The organism is Stenotrophomonas sp. WED208 (genome assembly GCF_040984485.1).
GTDB classification, from domain to species: domain Bacteria; phylum Pseudomonadota; class Gammaproteobacteria; order Xanthomonadales; family Xanthomonadaceae; genus Stenotrophomonas; species Stenotrophomonas riyadhensis.
In genome coordinates this window covers 315,565-336,280 of sequence record NZ_JAZARB010000002.1, presented here as the reverse complement: position 1 = coordinate 336,280, position 20,716 = coordinate 315,565, and the positions used below count along the sequence as shown (strand labels likewise).

Sequence of the window (20,716 nt, the reverse complement as noted above, 5' to 3'; positions counted from 1 at the left end):
GAACGCCGCCATGCCGTGGATGGGCATCCAGGACCTGTGGACGTTTCTGGTCGCTGTGCTGGTGTTTCTCGCCCTGCCCGGCCCCGGTACCTTCACGCTGCTCACCGCCACCGGCCGTGGCGGCGTGCGTGGTGGCTATACCGCGTTGGCCGGCCTGCTGGTCGGCGATCAGATCCTGATGTGGCTGGCGCTGGCCGGTGTGGCCGCACTGCTGAAGGCTAATCCGCTGGTGTTCCACGCGGTGCAGTACCTCGGCGCAGCCTACCTGGTGTGGGTCGGCATCAGCCTGCTGCGCACGCCGAAGCACGAGAGCGGCGACGCCGGCCCGATCCGCATGCAGCCGGGCCGCTACTTCCAGCAGGCGATCCTGGTCAGCCTGCTCAACCCGAAGGCGATCCTGTTCTACATGGCCTTCCTGCCGTTGTTCATCGATCCGAAGGCACACCAGGGCATCGCCACCTTCGCTGCGCTGGCCGGCATCATTCTGGTGGTCAGCATCGCCTACTGCTCGATGCTGATCGGCGTGGGCAACCTGGCCCGTCGCCGCCTGATCCAGCACCCACGGATCAGCGATGCGCTGCGCCGTGTGGCCGGCCTGTTCCTGGTGGGGTTCGGCATCCGGTTGGGGCTGAACGGATGAAACCCTGGTCGACGGCGATGGGCGCCCTGCTGCTTCTGGCCAACACGACCGCCCCGGCGGCCACCGCGCAGGACCATCGCTGCCTGAGCGGCGGTCGCAACGACAGCATCCACCTGGAATGGCGCTGGCTGGAGGACGGCCAGGCCGACGTTCGCTATGCCGGGCAGCGCGAACGCCTGCTGCTGCGCCGGGTTTCAATGGAGACCACGGTGCTGGCCGAAGACCGCCCCTACCAGTTCGACAGCGTCTGGGAAGAGCGCATCAACGGGCGCCTCAACGGCCGCTACCTGCTGAGCACGCAGGGCGCGCTGGTGCTGGACCTGAGCTACGAGCGTAGCCGCGACGGACGTCGCACCACCTTCCACGATGACGTCGAGGCCTGGCAGGAAGACGGCTGCCGCTGGCCCGGCAAGGTGGCCGAGTGAGCACCATGGACGACGACACCCTGCTGGAGCGCAGCTGGGAATATCGGGAGGAGACGCTGTACCGGCGGTTGTTCGGCGATACCGGGCCGGGGATCTATCCGATCGACATGGATCTGCTGCGCAACGTCTTCAAGCAGGACCAGATCGACCCGCGCTGGCTGCATGTCGGCGTCAATGCCTGCCCTCCGCACGGTGATCGAAGGCACTGGATCTATGTCAGCTCCGGCCTGTCCAACCCCTGGGAAGGGCGGCACGAAGATGGCGATTCGGGGTTGGGCATCGAACTGATGCTTGAGACGCAGGAAGAAGCGACCTGGGCACTGACCACCTTGCGCTGGTTCACCGCGTACCACCTGCTGCTGTGCCACTCACGCATGCCCGGCAATCCGTTGGCGCCATGGGACCGGCTGAAGCTGGGGGGGCCGGTGGATCACGCAGGGAGCATGCTGCAGGCGGCCGTCTTCGTTCCGTCACTGCATTTTCCTGGACCCCAGCAACTGCCATCGGGACGATTCGACTTCCTGCAGCTGCTGCCATTGACCCTGGACGAGCATGCGTTCGGCCGCGCCCAGGGCTTCGAAGTGCTGGTGGCCCAGTTGAGAACCCAAGGTGCGGCGCCGGTGGTCGATCCGCGGCGGGTCAGCATCGATCTGGCCCCTGCTCTCACGCTTCAAGCGCCTCCCGGCTCGCCTTGAGGGATCGAATCATTTCGAATCCTGCCGGCATTTGTGCCGATTCCGGCAGAATGCTCGGAGTACAGCCGCGCCGGTGACGCATCTGACCCTCGCATGACCCCCGTCAGTGGTAATGCTGCGCTGCGTTCGGTCACACTCGGGAACTTGTCGTTCTTAGTCACCCCTTCCGAGGCCTGCATGTCCCTGTTCCGGCGCAAGTCCCTAGATTCCGTCACCGTCCATGAAGCCGGCAGGCGCCTGATCCCGACGCTCAGCTGGCCGCACCTGATCGCGCTGGGCATCGGTGCCATCGTTGGCACCGGCATCTACACGCTGATCGGTGTCGGTGCCAACCTGGCCGGCCCGGCCGTGCTGATCTCCTTCGCCATCGCCGGTGCGGTCTGCGCCTGTGCGGCACTGTCCTACGCCGAGCTGTCGACGATGATGCCGGCCGCCGGCAGTGCCTACACCTACAGCTACAGCGCGCTGGGCGAGGTGTTCGCCTGGGTGGTGGGCTGGAGCCTGATCCTGGAGTACTCGCTGGTGGTGAGTACCGTGGCGGTGGGCTGGTCCGGCTACTTCGTCGGCTTCCTCGAATGGGTCCACACCCAGTTCGGCTGGAACGTGCACCTGCCCGCGTGGCTGGCGGCCGGTCCGCACGTGGAAGGCGGCATGATCAACCTGCCCGCGATCATCATCACCTGGCTGGTGGCCGGGATGCTGATGGCCGGCACCAAGGAAAGCGCCACCCTCAACGCCATCCTGGTGGTGTTCAAGCTGATCGCGCTGGCCATCTTCGTGGCGGTGGCCCTGCCCGCGTTCGACAGCAACAACCTGCAGCCGTTCATGCCGTACGGTTTCGCCAAGTCGATCGGCCCCGATGGCGTCGAACACGGCGTGATGGCGGCAGCGGCGATCATCTTCTTCGCGTTCTATGGCTTCGATGCGATCTCCACCGCTGCCGAGGAAACCAAGAACCCGGGCCGCGACCTGTCGATCGGCATCATCGGTTCGATGATCGGCTGCACCATCGTCTACGTGCTGGTCGCGCTCGCGGCCGTCGGTGCGATGAGCTACGCGGTGTTCGGCCATAGTGCCGAGCCGCTGGCCCTGATCATGCGCCAGCTGGGCCATCCGACCGCCGCGATGGTGATCGGCGTGATCGCGATCATCGCGCTGCCGACGGTGCTGCTGGCCTTCCTGTACGGCCAGAGCCGCATCTTCTTCGTGATGAGCCGCGATGGCCTGCTGCCGCGCAGCCTGTCCAAGGTCAACGCACGTACCGGCACGCCGGTGGCGACCACGCTGTTCACCGCGGTGGTGGTGTCGGCGCTGGCCGGCGTGGCCCGCCTGGACGAGATCGCCGCCCTGGCCAATGCCGGCACCCTGGCCGCGTTCACCGCCGTGGGCATCTGCCTGGTGGTGCTGCGCCTGCGCGAGCCGAACCGCGAACGTACCTTCCGTACGCCGCTGGCCTTCGTGGTCGGCCCGTTGGCCGCGCTGGGCTGCATCTATCTGTTCATCAGCCTGCCGCACACCACCCAGCTGTATTTCCTGTTGTGGAACCTGGCCGGCCTGGTGCTGTACTTCCTGTACAGCCGTCGCCACGCGCTGATCGCGAAATAACCGGTTCACCGGTAGTGCCGGCCGCTGGCCGGCAACTCGGATCCTGTTGATACGGGCCATGCCGGCCAGCGGCCGGCACTACCGCAGGGCGGTCAACCGCCCTGCTTTGCAGCGTAGTCCTGCGCCTGACGCATCACCCGCAGCAGGTTGCCGCCCCAGATGCCGGCAATCTGCTTCTCGGTATAGCCATTGCGCAGCAGCCACGCAGTGATCTTCGGCAGCTGGCTGACATCGGGCAGGTCACTCAGGCCACCGCCGCCATCCCAGTCCAGGCCGATGCCCACGTGTTCGGGGCCGACCACCTTGAGGATGTGCTCGAAGTGGGCGAAGAAATCGTCCAGGCTGGCATGGCGCACCGGATGCTCGTGGTCCAGCGCCTGCTCGGCCTTCAGCAGGGCAACGCCCTGCTCGATGCCCATTCCTTCCCAGCCGCCCAGCTGCTTGCTCAGCGCTTCTTCGGCCTGCTTGCGCTCGGGCGTCTTCGCGGTGTCGATCAGGTAGCCGCCATAGGCGTTCACCTGGATCACGCCACCGGCCTTGGCCAGCTTGCGCAGCCGCGCGTCATCAAGATTTCGCGGGTGGTCGTAGACCGCCTTGGCCGAGCTGTGCGACAGCACGAACGGCACCGGCATCATCGCCAGCAGGTCGTCGAACACCGCGTCGGACGCATGCGACTGGTCGATCACGATGCCCAGCTTCGCTGCTTGCCGCACCAGGTCCTTGCCCGCCGGGCTCAGGCCTTTCCACTCGGCGCCCTTCGGATCGGTGGCCGAATCGGCGAACTCGTTGTTGGCGAAGTGCACGGTGCTGAGCAGGCGCAGGCCAGCGCGGTGGTAGAACGAAAGCAGGCTCGGGTCTTCCACCAGCGGGCTGGCGTTTTCCATGCTGATGTAGACCACGCGCTTGCCGGCGGCCTTGATCCGCGCCGCGTCATCCGCCGTCAATGCCAACGCGAAGCGCTCGGGGGTGGCGGCCAGCATTTCGCGGATCTCCAGCAGCCGCTGCAGGCCATGGTCACGCTCCGCGAGGTGCGCGGCGGGGCTGCGATCGCCCTGATCGGTGTAGATCGCCCAGAAGCCGCCGTCCAACGCACCCTCGACCATGCGCGGGTAGTCCACCTGCGAAAGCGCGTTTCGGTCATGCCGCTGTTCGATGTCGAAGCCGCTGCGACCGAAGTTGGCCGGCGTATCCAGATGGCTGTCCAGGGTCACCAGGCGCTGCTGCAGGGCCTTGGCACGGGCCAGCTCCTGCGCGCTGAACTCGATGGCGTGGGCGGACAGCGGCGCGCACAGCGCAAGGGCAAGCACGACGGACAAGTGACGCAACGAAGGCATGGGCATCCACCGATGTTGGGAGACGCCGACCATAGCGCCGTGAGGGTGGCCCGGGGTAGTGCCGGACGACAGCACGCGTGCTCCATTACACTCGGCGGCAGCCGCTAACGGCACTGACGGCCCCGCGCTGCATTGCCCCTGGAACGGAACCTTGATGCCGCATCCTGTCCCTCCACCACTCCCCAGCGAACACCCGGTTGCCGCCGGGCCCTGCGTCGAACAGCTCAAGCGCGATGTGCTGCCGGTCCTGTTCGCCGGGCGCATCGACATCGGTCGCTATGGCCCGGCCGAACTGGCCAGCGCCAGTGCGGAGCCCGCTTGGCAGGACGGTAGTGCCAACGCGTTGGCCAAGGCGCTGGCTGAACTGGTCAGCCGCCTCTCCGAGCATGACCCCAATGCACTGCTGGAACGCGCTGGCTGGTGGGACCGGTTCACTGGTGCCGACATCGAGCAGCGCCTGCGTCGACGCATCGCGCTGGGGGGAAACGGTGACGTCCTGGCCGAGATCGAGCGCCAGGCGATCGCGGTGCGCGGCAGCGTCGATCGGTTGAACGCACAGCTGGAGCTGCATGACATGCAGGGCGCCCACTTGCAGATCTACATCGATGCGGGCGTGCAGTTCCTGCAGGAACTGCCCCCGGGCAGTGGTGCCAGTGACGATCCGATGGTGCTGGATCGACCGGTGGAGCGCCTGCAGCGCCGCATCGCCAACCTGACCGCGCTGCTGGCCAGCCATTCGATGAGCCGGATCCAGGTACAGCTGGCGCGCAACCACGCCATCGAACTGCTGGACCGCTACAGCGAGACGGTGCAGATCCTGCTGCCGATCTGGCGTCAGACCATCCTCGCCCTGCACAACAACGACAACGCCAGCCCGCAGATGGTCGCCCGCGCCTCGCAGGCACAGGACCAGTTGAAACAGGCCCTGCAGCAGCTGCTGCGCACTTCCGGAGAACCGGCATGATCACGTCCCGGCCCGACCCACTGAGGGTACCGGCGGAACTGCAGCCGCGGGTCGAAGCCGTTCCCGGGCTGCGCGCGCTGTATCGCCGGGGTTCGTTCGCACGCACCCTGGGTCTGGCGTGTCTGGCGGTGCTGCCGGCCACGGCGCTGCTGTCCATGATATTCCTGCAGGGGCTGACCGGCAGTCCGCCCTCGGCACACGTGCCGGCCGGCTACGGTACTGATCCCGGCACGTCTGCCATGCTGCTGCTGGCCAGCCTGATCCTCTTTGGCGGGTTGCTGTTCTGGATGGGATTCGGCCTGCGCAGGGTGCTGCTCAACCGCGGCGTACGCCACTTCACCTTCTCGTTCGTGATTGGTGGCTCGTTGCTGGTCGGCTTGCTGTTCGGCAACGGAATCGTCAGTCCCGACTTCAGCCGGGCTGACGCCGGCGATGGCACGAAGCTCGACAGCAGCCAGCTCGGCAAGCTCATCGACAGCCCGGGTTTCACGACGCTCAGCCCGCAATGGCAGGGCTACCTGCAGGCGCAGCGCTCGCTGGCAAGACCCAGCATCCCCTTGAACGACATCGGCCAGGCCATCGCCCGCGGCGAGGACATCGGTATCGCGGTGCCCGATGTCATCCGTGCGCGCTTTGAGGCCAAAGCCAAGGTCCCCTATTCGGCGCGCAGCCAAGCGTGGCTGCGTGACCATTGGCTGCGCATGGGCGCGCTGCACTTCATCGGCACAGCGATCGCCTGGTCACTGCTGCTGCTGGTCATCGCTGGCATCGGCCTGACCACCCTGGGCTATCACGTGCGCGGCCGGGCCCGGGTGATCAACGGCCTGCTGCAGCAGTTGCAGGCGCCACCGGCGCAGGCGGGCGCGCAGCCCTGAGGCGCGCGCCGCCGGTGATCAACCGGGCAGGAAATGCTGCATCAGCTGCAGCTCATCAATGGCAGCCATGTACGGTGCAAAACGCGCATCACCACCGGCGAAGGCCTGTGCCACTGCCTGTGCGCTGGCCAGGTCCTGCCAGTGGGCGATGTCGACGAAACGGTCGTCGCCGTCCATCGGCGAGAACGGCTGGTAGTCGATCAGGCCGGGAAACTGCGCAATGGCCGTGCGCAACTGCTCGCGCAGCATCGGCATGTCGGCGCGCGCGTGCGGTTTGACGGTGAACACGGCCAGTTCGAGGACGGAAGAAGCAGGGTGCATGGTGAAGCCCGTTGGTGGAGGAGCGCGCAGTCTGTGCTCCCCCTGCTGCCACCGGGGTGTCAGTGGCCGCGCAGCGTCCAGGCTCGCTGCTGGTGGCGCAGATAGGCCTCCAGGCCGACCTGCGCAGGCAGGGCCAGGCCATCCGCTTCGGCCAGGGCTTCGATCTGGTCCAGGCGGAAATCGCGGTAGTCCTGGCGAAGCCCGCACCAGCTGCCCAGCGTCCAGTGCTGGCCCCAATGGAACAGGCCCAGCGGGTACACGATGCGATCACTCGGCGCGCCCTGCAGCGTGCGATAGCGCAGATGCACGCTGCGGCCGGCGGCGATGGCGATATGCAAGGGCTGCCAGTACGGCAGCGAAACCGGCACCGCGCGCAGCGCGCGAGCGGTGCGCGGGCTGGCAGCACGCTCGGGCATCGCCGCCTGCAGCTTGTGCAGCAGCGAACGCGCCGCCGGTTGCAGGTGGCCAGCGCCACTGCACGCCAGCATTTCCACGGCCAGCTGCAGTGCCTCGGCCTCGGCCGCATCCAGGCTCAGCGGGGGCAGTTCGAAACCCGGGTCGAGCCGGTAGCCGATGCCCGCCTCGCCGTAGACCGGAATACCGGCCACGGACAGGTCATCGATGTAGCGGTAGATGCTGCGCACCGACAGGCCCAGCTCCGCCGCCAGCACGGCGGCGGTCACCGGCTGGCGTACGCGGATCAGGTTGACCAGCTGGAACAGGCGGTCGGCTTTGCGCATGGGCCTTTCCTGGCGATGCAGGCACGGCGGCCTCGGTCTTGTGGAGCCGAGCCATGCTCGGCTGATCTGATCTGGCCAAGCACCGTGCGAGTCGAGCAGGGCTCGACTCTACAGGTTGGAATCAGTCCACCACGCGGCAGAACACGGCCTTCAGGTAACGCGATTCCTGCACGTGGGCCATGAACGGATGATCCGGACCGGCACCGGCCACCTTCAGGATCTGGATCGTGCGGCCGGAGAAATAGGCCGCGCGGCGCAGCATGTCGAGGAACTGGTCCTCGGCCACCAGGCCGGTGCAGGAGAACGTGGCGAACAGGCCACCGGGCTTGACCACGCCCAGCGCCAGCTTGTTCATGTCCAGGTACTTCTTCAGCGCAGTGATCACCTGGTCACGGTCGCGGGTCATCTTCGCCGGGTCCAGGATCACCACGTCGTACTGCTCGCCGCGGTTGGCGGCGTCGCGCAGCCACGGGAAGATGTCGGACTGGATGAACTTCGGGCGCACGTTGTTCAGGCGCGAATTGCCCTTGGCAATCTGGATGACGTCTTCATCGATGTCGATGCCGACCACGTCCGAGGCGCCGCGCGCCGCCGCATACACCGCAAAACCGCCGGTGTTGCAGCACAGGTCCAGCACGCTCTTGCCTTCGACCTGCTGGCTCAGCCACTCGCGGTTCTCACGCTGGTCGGCGAAGAAACCGGTCTTGTGGGCACCGGCCGGGTCGGCGCGGAACTTGATGCCGTACTCGGTGATCACCGACGCTTCGGTGGTGGTGTTGCCGTGGAAGTCGAAGCTTTCCTGCTTCTGCACGTGCTCGTCGGCGAAACTGTGGAAGCGGCAGCCCGGGAACTGTTCGCGCAGGGCGTCGTAGATCCATTCGCGGTGGCGGAACATGCCGGCGGCGAAGAATTCGACCACCACCAGGTCGCCGTAACGATCGACCACCAGGCCGGACAGGCCGTCGCCTTCGCTGTGCACCACGCGCCAGGCGTCGGACACCGCATCGAGCTTCAGCACCTCACGGCGCAGCGACACCGCCTGGGCGATCTTGCGCGAGAACCAGCCGGCATCCACCGGCACGTTCTGGTCGGTTTCGAGGATGCGCACGGCAATGCGCGAGTGCCCGTTGTAGAACCCGCGGCCAATGAACTCGCCATCGATGCCGACCACGTCGACGATGGAACCGGGCTTGGGCCGGACGGTCGGCTTCTCGACCAGTTTCTGGAAGATCCACGGGTGGCTGGAACGCCACGCATTCTTGAGGCGGACAATCGGAAGGGGGGTATTCATCCACCTATTGTAAACCGGGCACCGGGGTCAGATCCCCGCAGGGGCTCTGACCCCGGCCGGCATGCCAACCAAGGTTGGCATCTACCAGAGCGGGGACCCCGGCCGCCCGGCATTTGACGGCAGCCCGGCCAGGCCGCAGAATCGGCGCCAGAAGGGGAGTAGCTCCCAGACGTTGTCGCCGTCATTTCGAGCCCGCAGGCTCCGGTGCAACGGCAGTTCCAGCCGACTGGAACTGCGAGCGAGACCTTCGCCGTACTGGCGAAGCTCTGTCCCTGGATCCCCCTCCCGATCCTCCGTTGCAGATCCTCGCCGTCCGGCCTGGCATTCATCTTTCCAACGGACATTCCCAATGCAGACGATCGGTAACGTGTGGTTGTGGGGCGGCTTCGCAGCGGTGGTGGTCATCGCCCTGCTGATCGACCTCGTGTTGATGCGCCATGGTGGGCCGCACAAGGTCACCTTCAAGGAGGCCCTGTGGTGGTCCATCGGCTGGGTCGCGCTGGCCCTGCTGTTCAATGCGGGCCTCTGGTACTACCTGAATGAGACCGCCGGCCAGGTGGTGGCCAACAAGGTCGGCCTCGAGTTCCTGACCGGCTATCTGGTCGAGAAGGCGCTGGCGGTCGACAACATCTTTGTCTTCCTGATGATCATGAGCTACTTCGCGGTGCCCGAGGAGCAGCGCCAGAAGGTGCTGATCATCGGCATCCTGGGCGCGATCGTGCTGCGTACGATCATGATCTTCGCCGGCAGCGTGCTGATCAGCCAGTTCCATTGGCTGCTCTACGTGTTCGGTGCCTTCCTGCTGTTCACCGGCTGGAAGATGTGGTTCGCCGCCGGCCAGGAGCCGGACCTGGAGACCAACCCGGCCCTGCGCTGGATGCGCAAGCACCTGCGCCTGCTGCCGGATTACGCGGGCAATGCGCTGAGCGTAAAGCGTGATGGCGTGCGCTGGTTCACCCCGCTGTTCGCGGTGCTGATCCTGATCGCGGTCACCGACGTGATCTTCGCAGTGGACAGCATCCCGGCGATCTTCGCGATCACCACCGACCCGTTCATCGTGCTCACTTCCAATGTGTTCGCGGTGCTGGGCCTGCGTGCGATGTTCTTCCTGCTGGCCGGCATGGCCGACCGCTTCCACCTGCTGCCGTACGGCCTGGCGCTGGTGCTGGGCTTCATCGGCATCAAGATGATGATCATCGACCTGTTCAAGATCCCGACCCCGATCTCGCTGGGCGTGGTGGCGGTGATCATCGCCGCGACCGTGGTGTTGAGCCTGAAGTACCCGCCGAAGGAAGGCGAAGGCCAGGCCTGAGCCTGACCCGCTGGATGGCGCGGCCGGTGGGATTGTCCCGCCGGCCGTTTCCACTCTCCCGCGGCGGTGGCCTTGGTTTCGCACCAACCACCGCCATTGCTGAGGTATGAACAACAACGCGCCCCTGCCCGCTGGCGACGTGCCGGCCCCCCGCAATGACCGCTCGCGCATCCTGCGGGCGTTCAATGTCAGCCTGGCCGCCGTGCTGGTGCTGGTGGCCGTGTTCGCCCTGCAGGGCACGTTCGACTGGCGACCGTGGGCAGTCGCGCCGCTGGAAGCCAAGGGCCTGCTCGGCCTGATCGGCGGCCCGATGCTGCATGCCTCGGTCGAGCACATCGCCGCCAACAGCATCGCGATCCTGATCCTCGGCACGCTGGCCGGCAGCGTCTACCCGAAAGCCACCGTGCGCGCCCTGCCCCTGCTGTGGCTGGGCTCGGGCATCGGTGCGTGGATGCTGGGCAATCCGGGCAGCGTGCACCTGGGCGCCAGCGGCGTGACCCACGGCCTGATGTTCCTGCTGGCCAGCCTGGGCCTGCTGCGCCGCGATCGCGCGGCCATCGCCACCGGCCTGATCGGCATGCTGTTCTACGGCGGCATGCTGATGACCATCCTGCCGCACGCCGATGGTGTGTCCTGGCAGTCGCACATGGGCGGCGCCTTCGCCGGCATCATCGCCGCACTGCTGTTCCGCAACGCCGACCCGCTGCCGCCGCGCCCGCGCTACAGCTGGGAAGATGAAGAGGACGAGGTCGAGCCGCTGGCCGACGACGAGCTGGAGCCGCCGTCACCGCAGCGCGTGCCGGTGCTGTGGCAGCCGCGCGAGGGCCAGGACTACGTGGTGATCCCGTTCCGCCGGCCGGACGAGCCGCGCGGCTGAAAATGCCCCGGTAGTGCCGGCCGCTGGCCGGCAACCTCATGAACCGGTAGTGGCCGACCTTGGTCGGCACTCCTCGCGTGTGCCAACCAAGGTTGGCATCTACCAGAGCCCGTCAGTTCGCCGCATTCCCCGCCTTGCCCATGCCATCCACCGCCTGCCGGCCCAGCGCCGGGTCATCGGTGAAGAACGCATCGATGCCGGTGGCCAGATAGGCGCGCATCTCGGCGACCGAACCCTCGGCATTGCGCGCGTTGTCGGCTCCCTTGCGCAGGTTGCTGGCCTGGAAGTGGTTCTCCGGGCGGAAGGTATACGGAATCACCATCAGGCCCACTGCATGTGCGTCCTGTACCAGCGTGGTCGGTGTCCCCAATGCGCCCTTGGCGTCCAGCGGAATGATCGAGCGCAGCTCCGGACCGATGCTGTCCGCATAGACGGCAATGTCCTTCAATCCGGCCGGGGTCATCATCTGCGCATAGGTCAGCGTGCCGCCGGCCTTGGCGATGTCGGCCGGCTGGGTATCGCCCTTCCACAGCAGCTGCAGCAGGCGGATGTTGCTGCCCCGCCCGATCTTGCCGCGCAGGTAGCGCAGGTTGGCGGTCTCGAACGACTGGATGGTGACCGGCCCCACGTTGGTATAGGCGTTGCCGCGCAGCGCGGTCAGGAGCTTGTCTTCCATCGGCAGGCCGATCGACTGGAAGTAGGTCGGATGCTTGATCTCCGGCACCAGGCCGATGCCGCGGTTGGCACGGCCGGCCTGCTGCACCAGGAAGGCAAGGATCTCGTCGAGGCTGGCAATGCGGAACTGGCCATCGTAGGCGGTGCTGCGCAGTTCCGGCAGGCGCTCACGTGCGTACAGCGTCTTCAGCTCGGCCAGGGTGAAGTCTTCGGTGAACCAGCCATCGACCTTCTGCCCGTCGATGACCTTGCTGGTGCGGCGGCTGGCGAATTCGGGATGCGAGGCGACATCGGTGGTGCCACTGATCTCGTTCTCGTGGCGGGCCACCATCACCCCGTCCTTGGTCATCACCAGGTCCGGTTCGATGTAGTCGGCGCCATCGGCGATGGCCTGCGCGTAGGCCGCCAGGGTGTGCTCGGGCAGCAGCGCGCTTGCCCCACGATGGCCATAGACCGACACCTTGTGTGCGGCCGGGGTGGAGGATTCAGCACTCATGGCCACCGATGGTGCCACGGCCAGCGACAACAGCAACGCACAACCCCACGACTTCACTGCGACTTCCCCAAGCGGTATGTGATGGGCGTCAGTATGCGGCGGCAATGTGACAGGCGGGGGACCCCATGGATCCGGTAGTCGCCGACCTTGGTCGGCGCTCTGCCAGCCGGCGTCCATGACCCCGGACGCCCTGTGCCAACCAAGGTTGGCACCTACCAGAGCGAAGGTTGGCACCTGCCAGAGCATGAGCCACGCGGTTGATCGATGACGGGGTCGGAGCCCCTTCGGGGATCTGGCCCCAGCCTCACTTGCCAATACAGAAACTGGAGAAGATCCTTCCCAGCAGGTCATCGGCACTCATCTGCCCGGTGATCTCACCCAGCGCATCGTGGGCCAGCCGCAGTTCCTCGGCGGCCAGCTCCAGGTGCTCATGCGCCAGCTCACCATCGGCGCGCTGCGCATGTTCCTGCGCACGTTCGATCGCATCGACGTGGCGGGTGCGCGCGGAGAACTCGCCGTCCACCTGCTCGCCTGCCCCGGCCGACGCAATCGAGCGCAGGCGCGCGTGCAGATCTTCGAGTCCGGCGCCGGTGGCGGCCGAAACGAACACGCGGTCCGGATCGTCCAGCGTCGGCAGCGCCGTCAGCAGATCCGACTTGTTGTGGATGTAGACCTTGTGCGGCACCGCCGCCACGGCATCGCCCAGCGCCGCTTCACCCGCAGCCGGATCGCGCGCATCCAGCACGATCAGCGCCAGGTCGGTACGCTCGATTTCCACGTGCGCGCGGCGCATGCCTTCGCGTTCGATGGCGTCGCCGCCGTCGCGCAGGCCCGCAGTGTCGACCAGGGTCAGTTCCAGGCCATCCAGGCGGATGGTCTCGCGCAGGGTGTCGCGGGTGGTGCCGGCGATGTCGGTGACGATGGCGCGCTCGCTGCCGGCCAGCGCGTTCAGCAATGAACTCTTGCCCGCGTTCGGCGGACCGATCAGCACCGCGTGCAGGCCGTCGCGCAGGCGACGGCCGCGTTCGGCATCCCGCCGCAGCAGAGCAAGATCGCCGCGCGCCTGTTCCAGGCCACGGCGCACCTGCGCGCCACCGAGGGTATCCAGCGGTTCGTCGGCGAAGTCGATGGCCGCTTCCACATGGATGCGCAGCAGCACCAGCTGTTCGACCACGGCCTCGATGCGGCGCGAGAACACGCCGTCCAGCGAACGGCGGGCAGCGCGCGCGGCACGGTTGTCGCCCGCGGCGATCAGGTCGGCGATGGCCTCGGCCTGGGCCAGGTCGAGCTTGCCGCTGAGGAACGCGCGTTCGCTGAACTCGCCCGGGCGCGCCTGGCGTGCACCGAGCGCGATGCAGCGCGCGACCAGTTGCTGCAGCAGCACGGGGCTGCCATGGCCCTGCAGTTCCACCACCTCTTCGCCGGTGAAGCTGTTCGGTGCCGGGAACCACAGCACGATGCCATCGTCGATGACCTCGCCATCGGCATCACGCAGGCGCGCGTAGTGCGCGTGGCGCGGACGCAATGCAGGTGCGCCCAGCGCATTGGCAATCGCTGCAGCGCGCGGGCCCGACAGGCGCAGCAGGCCGACACCGCCGGCGCCGGGCGCACTGGCGATGGCCACGATGGTGTCGGTACGGATCGCGTCGTTCATCGCTCAGAGCTTCCCCAGCTGCGCACGTGCCTGCGCCGCGCCACTGCCCTGCGGCTGCAGCGCAAGGTAGGTGGTGTAGGCCTGTTTGGCCTTGGCCTTGTCGCCCGCGTTGAAGTAGGCATCGCCCAGGTTGAGATAGGCCACCGCACGCGACGGGTCGATCTTCAGCGTGTTCTCCAGCCAGCGCGCGGCTTCGGCATAGCGCTGCTGGCGGTAGTAGACGAAACCGAGGTTGTTGGCGGCCTGGGCGAAGTCCGGGCGCAGCTTCAGCGCCTCGGTGAACTGCGCGGCCGCCTCGTCGTACTGCTTCTCGCGGTACAGCTGCAGGCCGCGGTCGTTGGCCTGCTGCGCGCGCTGGCGGTCGGATGCCGGGCCGGCGGTGGGCACCACCAGCTTGGCCTTGCCACCCTGCAGGTCGGCCACGGTCACCGGTGCCTGGCTGCCCTTGGCCTCACTGGCCGCATCCACCTTGTTGTTCAGCGCGATCGCATCGGCGGTCAGCTGGCGCGTATCGGCGTTGAGGAATTCCTGGCTGTCCGGCACCTGGAACACGAACTCGCCGCCCTGCGAACCGGGCAGGCTGCCGAAGGCCGGGGTCTGGTGCGAGACCGCCGAGACCGCCGGCGCCACGTAGGCGGCCAGTTCGGTACCGGTGATCAGGCCATCGCCGTTGAGGTCGCCCTTGCCGGCCAACGCCTGCAGCAGCACCCAGGTAAACACCGAGTGACCGTTCGGGCCGGCATCGGCCACCTGCTGGTCGGCGCCGCCGGCGGTCAGCATCTGCCGCGCGCTGCGACGCGCGTTCTCGCGCAGGAACGACGACGACGACGGGCCGCCACGGGTCAGGCCGAGGCCGCTGTAGCAGGCATCCATCACGAACATCACATGCTTGGCCTGCATGCTTTCGGCGATGTTCTGGATGTCGGTCATCGCGATCGCGTCGGTGGCGAATTCCTTCGGATCCGAATCGACCGGGATGATGTAGCCGAGGTCGCGCCCGGAGGCGAGCTGGCGGGTCGCGCCATGGCCGGCGAAGAACACGAACACGCGATCGTTCTTGCCGGTGCGGTCGTCGGCCAGGCGGTCGTGGAAAGCGGCCAGGATGTTGTTGCGGGTGGCCTGCTCGTTCTTCAGCACGATCACCTGCGAGGACGGGAAGCCGAACTGCCCGGTCAGGGTATCGGCCACCGCCTGCGCATCGTGGCTGGCGTACTCCAGCTTCGGCCATTTGGCGTAGGTGTCGATGCCGACCACGATCGCCCAGGACTTCTCGTAGCCGGTGGTGACGGTGGCGGCACTGGCCTCGCCCTTGCGCGCGCGGGCAACGGTGAACTCGCGGCCATTCCAGCCGGCGAACTGGTAGCCATCGGCGATCAGCCGGTCGAGGATCTGCGGCAGCGCCTTTACCGCACGGTCGTGGATGTCGTGGAACAGGATGATGCCGCGCTGTTCCTTGTTCACCTGGTCGAGCACGCGCTGCACGATCGACTCCGGTACCGGGTCGGCCCAGTCCATCGAGTCGATGTTCCACATGATTGACTTCAGCCCGGCCTCGTTGAGCAACTGCAGGCCTTCGGCGTTGCGCGCGCCGTACGGGAAGCGGAACAGCGGCGCGCGCTTGCTGTCGACGTCCTTCAGCAGCGTGTCGGTGTCGAGTACCTGTTGGCGCAGCGCATCCCCGGTGGTGCGCGACAGCTGGGCGTGGGTCAGGCTGTGGTTGCCGACCGCATAGCCCTCTTCCATCAGGTTGCGGCTGATCTTCGCCATCGGGCCGAGGCTGACCTTGCCGTCGGCCTCGACCTTGCCCAGGTTGCGACCTACCTCGAAGAACACGCCCGGCACGTCATAGCGCTTGAGGATGGCCACCACTTCATCGGTGTAGGCCTTGTGCGGGCCATCGTCGAAGGTCAGCACCACGGTCTTGGCCGGCAGGTCGCGGCCGAAGATCTCGCGGTCGCTGTCCTTCATCGACATCGGGTACGGCTCGATCACGCCATAGTCGCGCAGGATCGCTTCGCGGCTGTAGTCCTTGTGCAGGTGGGCGATGTAGTCGTCCCACTTCTCACGCTTCAGCTCGATGGCACGGGTGCGCTCGAAGCGGCTGAAGATGCGGGTCAGTTCCTGGTTGTAGTTGCGCTCGATCTCGTCGAGCGCCTCCAGATCCTCGCCGACGCGCTGGTGCAGCTTCACCGCCGGCAGCGACGAATCCGTGCCAATGCGCTCATGCAGATCACGCAGCACTTCGCGGAAGGCCAGGCGGTCAGCGTCGAACAGTTCCGGCGCCGACTCGATGTAGTCCAGCACGGTGCCGAGGGTGGCGAAGCGCTGCGGGCTGGTACCGCGCAGCAGGGTGTCGAACTGCGCGGCGATCGCCGAGCGTTGTTCCAGGCCATCGTGGAACAGCTGCTGTCCCACGCGCGTGGAGGTGCTGCGGTCGGCGGCCGACTGCTGGTCCTCATCGGCCAGCAGCACGATGATCCGGCGGTAGCCGTCGAGCTGCTTCTGCAGCGCAGCCAGCAGCGGTGCCGCGGCCGGATCGGCGGCGGCTGCGGCCTGCGCGCTGGGCTGGGTGACCGTGGTCGTCGGCGCCTTCGCATCCTTGTCGCCGCAGCCGGCAACAACCAGCGTCAACAACAGCGAGGGCAGGAACAGGCGGAACGACGACGCACGCGGCATGGTGGACTCGAAGGTGGGAGGAACGGTGTGCCGGCGATTCTAACGCCGCATGCGAAAAGCCCGCCTTGCGGCGGGCTTCTGCTGGGGTCAGCCGGCCAGCGGCCGGCTCTACCGATTACTTCTTTTTGACCGGGGCCGGCGCGGTGGTGGCCGGGACCGGCTCGCCGCCATGGCGCTTGGTCATCCACCACTGCTGCAGCAGGCCCAGGCCGCCGTTGACCACCCAGTACAGGACCAGGCCGGACGGCATGAAGGCCATCATGACGCCGAACACCAGCGGCATGAACTGCATCATCTTCTGCTGCATCGGGTCCATGCCCGGTGCCGGGGTCAGCTTCTGGGTGAACCACATCACTGCCATGTTGATCACCGGCAGGATGAAGTACGGGTCGCGTGCGGTCAGGTCCTGGATCCAGCCGAACCAGGGCGCCTGGCGCAGTTCGACCGATTCCACCAGCACCCAGTACAGGGCGAAGAAGATCGGCATCTGGATGAGGATCGGCAGGCAGCCGCCCATCGGATTGATCTTTTCCTTCTTGTACAGCTCCATCATCGCGGTCTGGAACTTCTGGCGGTCATCGCCATAGCGTTCCTTCAGCTGCGCGATGCGCGGCTGGAAGCGGCGCATCTTGGCACCGCTCTTGTACTGGGTCGCCGACAGCGGGTACAGCACCAGCTTCAGCAGCACCACCAGGCCGACGATCGCCCAGCCCCAGTTGCCGACCAGCTTGTGCACCTGGTTCAGCACCCAGAACAGGCCCTGGCCGATCACCGCCATCATCGAGAAGCGGCTGTAGTCGACCACGCGGTCCAGGCCCGGCACGTCTTCCTTGGCAATCAGGTTGACCAGCTTCGGGCCGACCCACAGGCGGGCTTCGGTGCTGGTGGACTGGCCCGGGGCCACGGTGAAGGCCGGGCCACGCGCTTCGATCAGGTCACGACCGGCCACCTGCGACAGCACGTAATGCGCGGTCTGGTCCTTCTGCGGGATCCAGGCGGTGAAGAAGTGGTGCTGCAGCATCGCCAGCCAGCCGCCGGTGATGTTCTGGTTCAGCGTGCCGTCGTCCAGGTAGTCCTTGAACGCACGACGCTGGTACTTCTTGTCGTTGTCGTACCAGGTGGCACCGTTGAAGCTGAACGAATCCGGGTTGGTCATGCTCCGCGACAGGATGGTCGGGGTGCGGTCCAGGGTGCGGTAGACATAGCCGTTCCACGGTGCGGCGCCGGCGTTGCTGACTTCATCCTTGAAGCGCACGGCGTACTCGTTGCGCGAGACGGTCAGCGTGCGCTTGATGGTCACGCCATTGTCGGCGGTCCACACGAACGGGATCTGCAGTTCGTTCTGGCCCTTGGCCAGCACGAAGTCGGTGGTGTCACCGACCAGCTTGAAGCCGTCGGCGCCCGGCACCGGGGTGTTCTTGTCTTCGCTGGCCCAACCACTGATCGCGCTGTACGGATGCGCGGGATCTTCGGTCAGCAGGCGAACCGGCGGGCTGCCTTCGTCCTTGGTCTGCGGGAAGTGCAGCAGCTCGGCGTCGAGCACGCGGCCGCCATCGAGCACCAGGCGCAGCACGTCGGTGGTGACGGTCACGCGCTGGCTGGCCGGGGTAGCGCTGGCCTGGGCCTGCACGGTGGCCTGGCCGGGGGCGCCCGGCACCTGGGCGCTGGGGATCGCACCCGGGGTCGCACCCGGAACGCTCTGTGCGGCGGCCGGGGCCGACGTCGTCGTCGGAGCCGGGGTCGGAGCAGCCTTTTCACGGCTCCACTCCATCCACAGCAGCACGGCCACCATCAGCCAGGCAAAAATGAGGAATACGCGGGTCTGGTTCATCAGCGGACAGGCTCGGCGGGGCCGGGACGCGATGCCGGCTCGGTCAAAGAAGGAGTTGCGATGCCATCAGGCGGCGGCATTGTGCCGTCCACGCCCGGCGCGGGCAATGCACGCAGGCGACGCAGCAGGCGCAGGAAGGCCTGGCGGATCTCGTCGTTGCTGGCGGAACGCGCAGCACTACGAGCCACGACGACAAAGTCGCCTGGCTGGATATCGGTACGTGTCTGACGCAGGATGTCGCGCAGGACGCGCTTGATCCGGTTACGCCCGACGGCGTTCGGATCAACCTTGCGGGAAACCGCCAGACCCAGCCTGGCCGGCCGGTCAGCCGGCAGCCAGTGCAGGGTCATCAGCGGATCGGACACACGGCGGGCGCCGTTGAAGACCGTTGAGTATTCGGCACGCGTGCGAACCCGCGCAGAGCGAGGGAATCGCTTGCGCGGGTCTGCAGTATTCACTGTCGAAGGGATTGCGTCTGCCGCGAGGTGCGGCATGGCAATCAGGCGCTCAGGACTTTGCGGCCCTTGGCGCGGCGACGCGACAGGATCTTGCGGCCGTCAGCGGTCTTCATACGGGCACGGAAGCCGTGGTCGCGCTTACGCTTGAGGTTGCTGGGCTGGTAGGTGCGCTTCGTGGCCATTGGGGGCCTCTCGTATGAATGGGACGGAAAGAACCGGAAATTCTAGAGAGGTACCCCGCCCCAAGTCAACCCCTGGCAGCTACGCGAATTCACTGGGCTGTGCAATAGCTGTGGATGTTTTTGTGAATAAGTAGGGGACAAGCATTCCGAAGGCAGGCGCTCGGTGGTAGTCTGAGCCATCCATTTCCCCCCTTTCCGGCCTGTGTTTGGGCGCCTTGTCGCGTCCATGCCCCGGCCACCGGACGATTATTGCTGATGGATGCTTGGTCCCGTAGTCTCGAGCGCCTCGAAGCGGAGTTCCCGCCGGAAGACGTTCATACCTGGTTGAAGCCGCTGCAGGCCGATCTGCGCGTGGACAGCCTGGTGCTGTATGCACCGAATGCCTTCATCGTCGACCAGGTCCGCGAGCTGTACCTGGCCCGGATCCGCGAACTGCTGGCGCATTTCGCCGGTTTCAGCGACGTTTTTCTTGAAATCGGCTCGCGCCCGCGCCCTGTGGAGGCGCAGAACGCGCCGGTTTCCACGCCATCGGCGCATGTATCCAGTGAACCGCAGGTGCCGTTTGCCGGCAACCTGGACAATCACTACACGTTCGCCAACTTCGTTGAAGGCCGCAGCAACCAGCTGGGCCTGGCCGCCGCCTTCCAGGCAGCGCAGAAGCCGGGCGACCGCGCGCACAACCCGCTGCTGCTGTACGGAGGCACCGGCCTGGGCAAGACCCACCTGATGTTCGCCGCCGGCAACGCCATGCGCCAGGCCAATCCCGGTGCGAAGGTGCTGTACCTGCGTTCGGAACAGTTCTTCAGCGCGATGATCCGGGCCCTGCAGGAAAAGACCATGGATCAGTTCAAGCGCCAGTTCCAGCAGGTGGACGCGCTGCTGATCGATGACATCCAGTTCTTCGCCGGCAAGGACCGCACCCAGGAAGAGTTCTTCCACACCTTCAACGCGTTGTTCGATGGCAAGCAGCAGATCATCCTGACGTGCGACCGCTATCCGCGCGAAGTCGAGGGCCTGGAAGCGCGCCTGAAATCGCGGCTTGCCTGGGGCCTGTCGGTCGCGATCGAACCGCCGGACTTCGAGACCCGCGCCGCGATCGTGCTGGCCAAGGCACGCGAGCGCGGTGCCGAGATTCCCGATGATGTTGCGTTCCTGATCGCCAAGAAGATGCGCTCCAACGTGCGCGACCTCGAAGGTGCGCTCAATACCCTGACCGCCCGCGCCAATTTCACCGGCCGCGCGATCACCACCGAATTCGCCCAGGAAACCCTGCGCGACCTGCTGCGCGCCCAGCAGCAGGCGATCAGCATTCCCAACATCCAGAAAACCGTTGCCGACTACTACGGCCTGCAGATCAAGGATCTGCTGTCGAAGCGTCGGACCCGCTCGCTGGCCCGCCCGCGCCAGGTCGCCATGGCCCTGACCAAGGAACTGACCGAGCACAGCCTGCCCGAGATCGGCGATGCCTTTGCCGGTCGCGATCACACCACGGTGCTTCATGCCTGCCGCCAGATCCGGACCCTGATGGAAACCGACGGCAAGCTCCGCGAGGACTGGGACAAGCTGATCCGGAAGCTGAGCGAATGATGTACGGATGCCGATGAGGCGTCATCGCACAAAACGGTGCAGAATCCGGTAGCAAGCGCGGGACACGTTGTGGATAAA

Annotated in this window: 19 protein-coding genes; 9 read left to right on the top strand and 10 right to left on the bottom strand. The window is 66.5% G+C overall.

What is annotated here, in order from left to right:
- The first annotated feature begins 10 nt into the window (after positions 1-10).
- The 4 genes from leuE to VPH47_RS21075 all read left to right on the top strand — a co-directional run bounded on the left by leuE (position 11) and on the right by VPH47_RS21075 (position 3,365).
- Complete coding sequence (gene leuE, locus VPH47_RS21090; RefSeq protein WP_049420930.1) at positions 11-640, top strand: leucine efflux protein LeuE; 630 nt, start codon at positions 11-13, stop codon at positions 638-640.
- The gene (locus VPH47_RS21085; RefSeq protein ID WP_368851744.1) at positions 637-1,065 is read left to right on the top strand and encodes a hypothetical protein; all 429 of its coding nucleotides are present in this window, start codon (positions 637-639) and stop codon (positions 1,063-1,065) included. Before leuE ends, VPH47_RS21085 begins: the two co-directional genes overlap by 4 nt.
- 5 nt (positions 1,066-1,070) lie before the next feature.
- A complete protein-coding gene (locus VPH47_RS21080) occupies positions 1,071-1,760 on the top strand; it encodes a suppressor of fused domain protein (protein ID WP_368851762.1) in 690 nt (229 codons plus the stop codon).
- Positions 1,761-1,937: 177 nt separating this feature from the next.
- A complete protein-coding gene (locus VPH47_RS21075; RefSeq protein ID WP_153856632.1) occupies positions 1,938-3,365 on the top strand; it encodes an amino acid permease in 1,428 nt (475 codons plus the stop codon).
- A gap of 92 nt (positions 3,366-3,457) precedes the next feature.
- On the opposite strand, the gene VPH47_RS21070 is transcribed toward VPH47_RS21075, so the two are convergent.
- The gene (locus VPH47_RS21070) at positions 3,458-4,699 is read right to left on the bottom strand and encodes a dipeptidase (RefSeq protein WP_368851743.1); all 1,242 of its coding nucleotides are present in this window, start codon (positions 4,697-4,699) and stop codon (positions 3,458-3,460) included.
- Positions 4,700-4,853: 154 nt separating this feature from the next.
- Here VPH47_RS21070 and VPH47_RS21065 point away from each other — a divergent pair, with 154 nt between their 5' ends.
- Together VPH47_RS21065 and VPH47_RS21060 are read left to right on the top strand one after the other, a co-directional pair.
- Positions 4,854-5,663 (top strand): protein klaA, encoded by an 810-nt coding sequence (locus tag VPH47_RS21065; RefSeq protein ID WP_368851742.1) that lies wholly within the window; start codon positions 4,854-4,856, stop codon positions 5,661-5,663.
- A complete protein-coding gene (locus tag VPH47_RS21060; protein ID WP_368851741.1) occupies positions 5,660-6,538 on the top strand; it encodes a hypothetical protein in 879 nt (292 codons plus the stop codon). Before VPH47_RS21065 ends, VPH47_RS21060 begins: the two co-directional genes overlap by 4 nt.
- Before the next feature lie 18 nt (positions 6,539-6,556).
- Here VPH47_RS21060 and VPH47_RS21055 read toward each other — a convergent pair whose 3' ends face one another.
- From VPH47_RS21055 to VPH47_RS21045, 3 genes are all read right to left on the bottom strand, one after another.
- On the bottom strand, positions 6,557-6,859 hold the full coding sequence (locus tag VPH47_RS21055; RefSeq protein WP_100435649.1) for an antibiotic biosynthesis monooxygenase: 303 nt from the start codon (positions 6,857-6,859) through the stop codon (positions 6,557-6,559).
- A gap of 59 nt (positions 6,860-6,918) precedes the next feature.
- Positions 6,919-7,599: a YafY family protein gene (locus VPH47_RS21050; protein WP_153856637.1), complete on the bottom strand. Its 681-nt coding sequence runs from the start codon at positions 7,597-7,599 to the stop codon at positions 6,919-6,921.
- 121 nt (positions 7,600-7,720) lie between these two features.
- Positions 7,721-8,890, bottom strand: coding sequence for a class I SAM-dependent rRNA methyltransferase (locus VPH47_RS21045; RefSeq protein WP_164161470.1), 1,170 nt, complete (start codon positions 8,888-8,890; stop codon positions 7,721-7,723).
- Between the two features lie 349 nt (positions 8,891-9,239).
- On the opposite strand from VPH47_RS21045, the gene VPH47_RS21040 reads away from it, so the two are divergent.
- Positions 9,240-10,202 carry a TerC family protein gene (locus VPH47_RS21040; RefSeq protein ID WP_368851740.1) on the top strand — a complete coding sequence of 321 codons (963 nt, stop codon included), beginning with the start codon at positions 9,240-9,242 and terminating at the stop codon, positions 10,200-10,202.
- 106 nt (positions 10,203-10,308) lie between these two features.
- Entirely contained in the window at positions 10,309-11,079 is a 771-nt protein-coding gene (locus VPH47_RS21035; RefSeq protein ID WP_188486872.1) for a rhomboid family intramembrane serine protease, read from the top strand.
- Between the two features lie 112 nt (positions 11,080-11,191).
- Here VPH47_RS21035 and VPH47_RS21030 read toward each other — a convergent pair whose 3' ends face one another.
- The 6 genes from VPH47_RS21030 to rpmH all read right to left on the bottom strand — a co-directional run bounded on the left by VPH47_RS21030 (position 11,192) and on the right by rpmH (position 19,051).
- Positions 11,192-12,307, bottom strand: coding sequence for a glycerophosphodiester phosphodiesterase (locus VPH47_RS21030; protein ID WP_368851739.1), 1,116 nt, complete (start codon positions 12,305-12,307; stop codon positions 11,192-11,194).
- A gap of 247 nt (positions 12,308-12,554) precedes the next feature.
- Positions 12,555-13,904, bottom strand: a complete 1,350-nt coding sequence (gene mnmE, locus VPH47_RS21025) for a tRNA uridine-5-carboxymethylaminomethyl(34) synthesis GTPase MnmE (protein ID WP_368851738.1) — start codon at positions 13,902-13,904, stop codon at positions 12,555-12,557.
- A 3-nt stretch (positions 13,905-13,907) separates the two neighbouring features.
- The gene (locus tag VPH47_RS21020; protein ID WP_368851737.1) at positions 13,908-16,580 is read right to left on the bottom strand and encodes a polysaccharide deacetylase family protein; all 2,673 of its coding nucleotides are present in this window, start codon (positions 16,578-16,580) and stop codon (positions 13,908-13,910) included.
- A 115-nt stretch (positions 16,581-16,695) separates the two neighbouring features.
- Positions 16,696-18,411 (bottom strand): membrane protein insertase YidC, encoded by a 1,716-nt coding sequence (gene yidC / locus VPH47_RS21015; protein ID WP_368851736.1) that lies wholly within the window; start codon positions 18,409-18,411, stop codon positions 16,696-16,698.
- The gene (rnpA, locus tag VPH47_RS21010) at positions 18,411-18,905 is read right to left on the bottom strand and encodes a ribonuclease P protein component (RefSeq protein WP_014039039.1); all 495 of its coding nucleotides are present in this window, start codon (positions 18,903-18,905) and stop codon (positions 18,411-18,413) included. The genes yidC and rnpA overlap by 1 nt, the downstream gene beginning before the upstream one ends.
- 5 nt (positions 18,906-18,910) lie before the next feature.
- Positions 18,911-19,051, bottom strand: a complete 141-nt coding sequence (rpmH, locus tag VPH47_RS21005; RefSeq protein ID WP_005411729.1) for a 50S ribosomal protein L34 — start codon at positions 19,049-19,051, stop codon at positions 18,911-18,913.
- Between the two features lie 255 nt (positions 19,052-19,306).
- Between rpmH and dnaA the strand changes: the two genes are divergently transcribed.
- On the top strand, positions 19,307-20,638 hold the full coding sequence (dnaA, locus tag VPH47_RS21000; RefSeq protein WP_005411730.1) for a chromosomal replication initiator protein DnaA: 1,332 nt from the start codon (positions 19,307-19,309) through the stop codon (positions 20,636-20,638).
- Positions 20,639-20,716: the final 78 nt, after the last annotated feature.

Excerpts from the sequence above, each read along its gene's own strand:
- yidC (WP_368851736.1), bottom strand. The coding sequence starts at position 18,411 with ATGAACCAGACCCGCGTATTCCTCATTTTTGCCTGGCTGATGGTGGCC.
- VPH47_RS21055 (WP_100435649.1), bottom strand. The coding sequence starts at position 6,859 with ATGCACCCTGCTTCTTCCGTCCTCGAACTGGCCGTGTTCACCGTCAAA.
- rpmH (WP_005411729.1), bottom strand. The coding sequence starts at position 19,051 with ATGGCCACGAAGCGCACCTACCAGCCCAGCAACCTCAAGCGTAAGCGC.
- VPH47_RS21065 (WP_368851742.1), top strand. The coding sequence starts at position 4,854 with ATGCCGCATCCTGTCCCTCCACCACTCCCCAGCGAACACCCGGTTGCC.
- mnmE (WP_368851738.1), bottom strand. The coding sequence starts at position 13,904 with ATGAACGACGCGATCCGTACCGACACCATCGTGGCCATCGCCAGTGCG.
- VPH47_RS21070 (WP_368851743.1), bottom strand. The coding sequence starts at position 4,699 with ATGCCTTCGTTGCGTCACTTGTCCGTCGTGCTTGCCCTTGCGCTGTGC.
- VPH47_RS21085 (WP_368851744.1), top strand. The coding sequence starts at position 637 with ATGAAACCCTGGTCGACGGCGATGGGCGCCCTGCTGCTTCTGGCCAAC.
- VPH47_RS21035 (WP_188486872.1), top strand. The coding sequence starts at position 10,309 with ATGAACAACAACGCGCCCCTGCCCGCTGGCGACGTGCCGGCCCCCCGC.
- VPH47_RS21060 (WP_368851741.1), top strand. The coding sequence starts at position 5,660 with ATGATCACGTCCCGGCCCGACCCACTGAGGGTACCGGCGGAACTGCAG.
- VPH47_RS21020 (WP_368851737.1), bottom strand. The coding sequence starts at position 16,580 with ATGCCGCGTGCGTCGTCGTTCCGCCTGTTCCTGCCCTCGCTGTTGTTG.
- VPH47_RS21075 (WP_153856632.1), top strand. The coding sequence starts at position 1,938 with ATGTCCCTGTTCCGGCGCAAGTCCCTAGATTCCGTCACCGTCCATGAA.
- VPH47_RS21040 (WP_368851740.1), top strand. The coding sequence starts at position 9,240 with ATGCAGACGATCGGTAACGTGTGGTTGTGGGGCGGCTTCGCAGCGGTG.
- dnaA (WP_005411730.1), top strand. The coding sequence starts at position 19,307 with ATGGATGCTTGGTCCCGTAGTCTCGAGCGCCTCGAAGCGGAGTTCCCG.
- VPH47_RS21080 (WP_368851762.1), top strand. The coding sequence starts at position 1,071 with ATGGACGACGACACCCTGCTGGAGCGCAGCTGGGAATATCGGGAGGAG.
- leuE (WP_049420930.1), top strand. The coding sequence starts at position 11 with ATGCCGTGGATGGGCATCCAGGACCTGTGGACGTTTCTGGTCGCTGTG.
- VPH47_RS21050 (WP_153856637.1), bottom strand. The coding sequence starts at position 7,599 with ATGCGCAAAGCCGACCGCCTGTTCCAGCTGGTCAACCTGATCCGCGTA.
- VPH47_RS21045 (WP_164161470.1), bottom strand. The coding sequence starts at position 8,890 with ATGAATACCCCCCTTCCGATTGTCCGCCTCAAGAATGCGTGGCGTTCC.
- rnpA (WP_014039039.1), bottom strand. The coding sequence starts at position 18,905 with ATGCCGCACCTCGCGGCAGACGCAATCCCTTCGACAGTGAATACTGCA.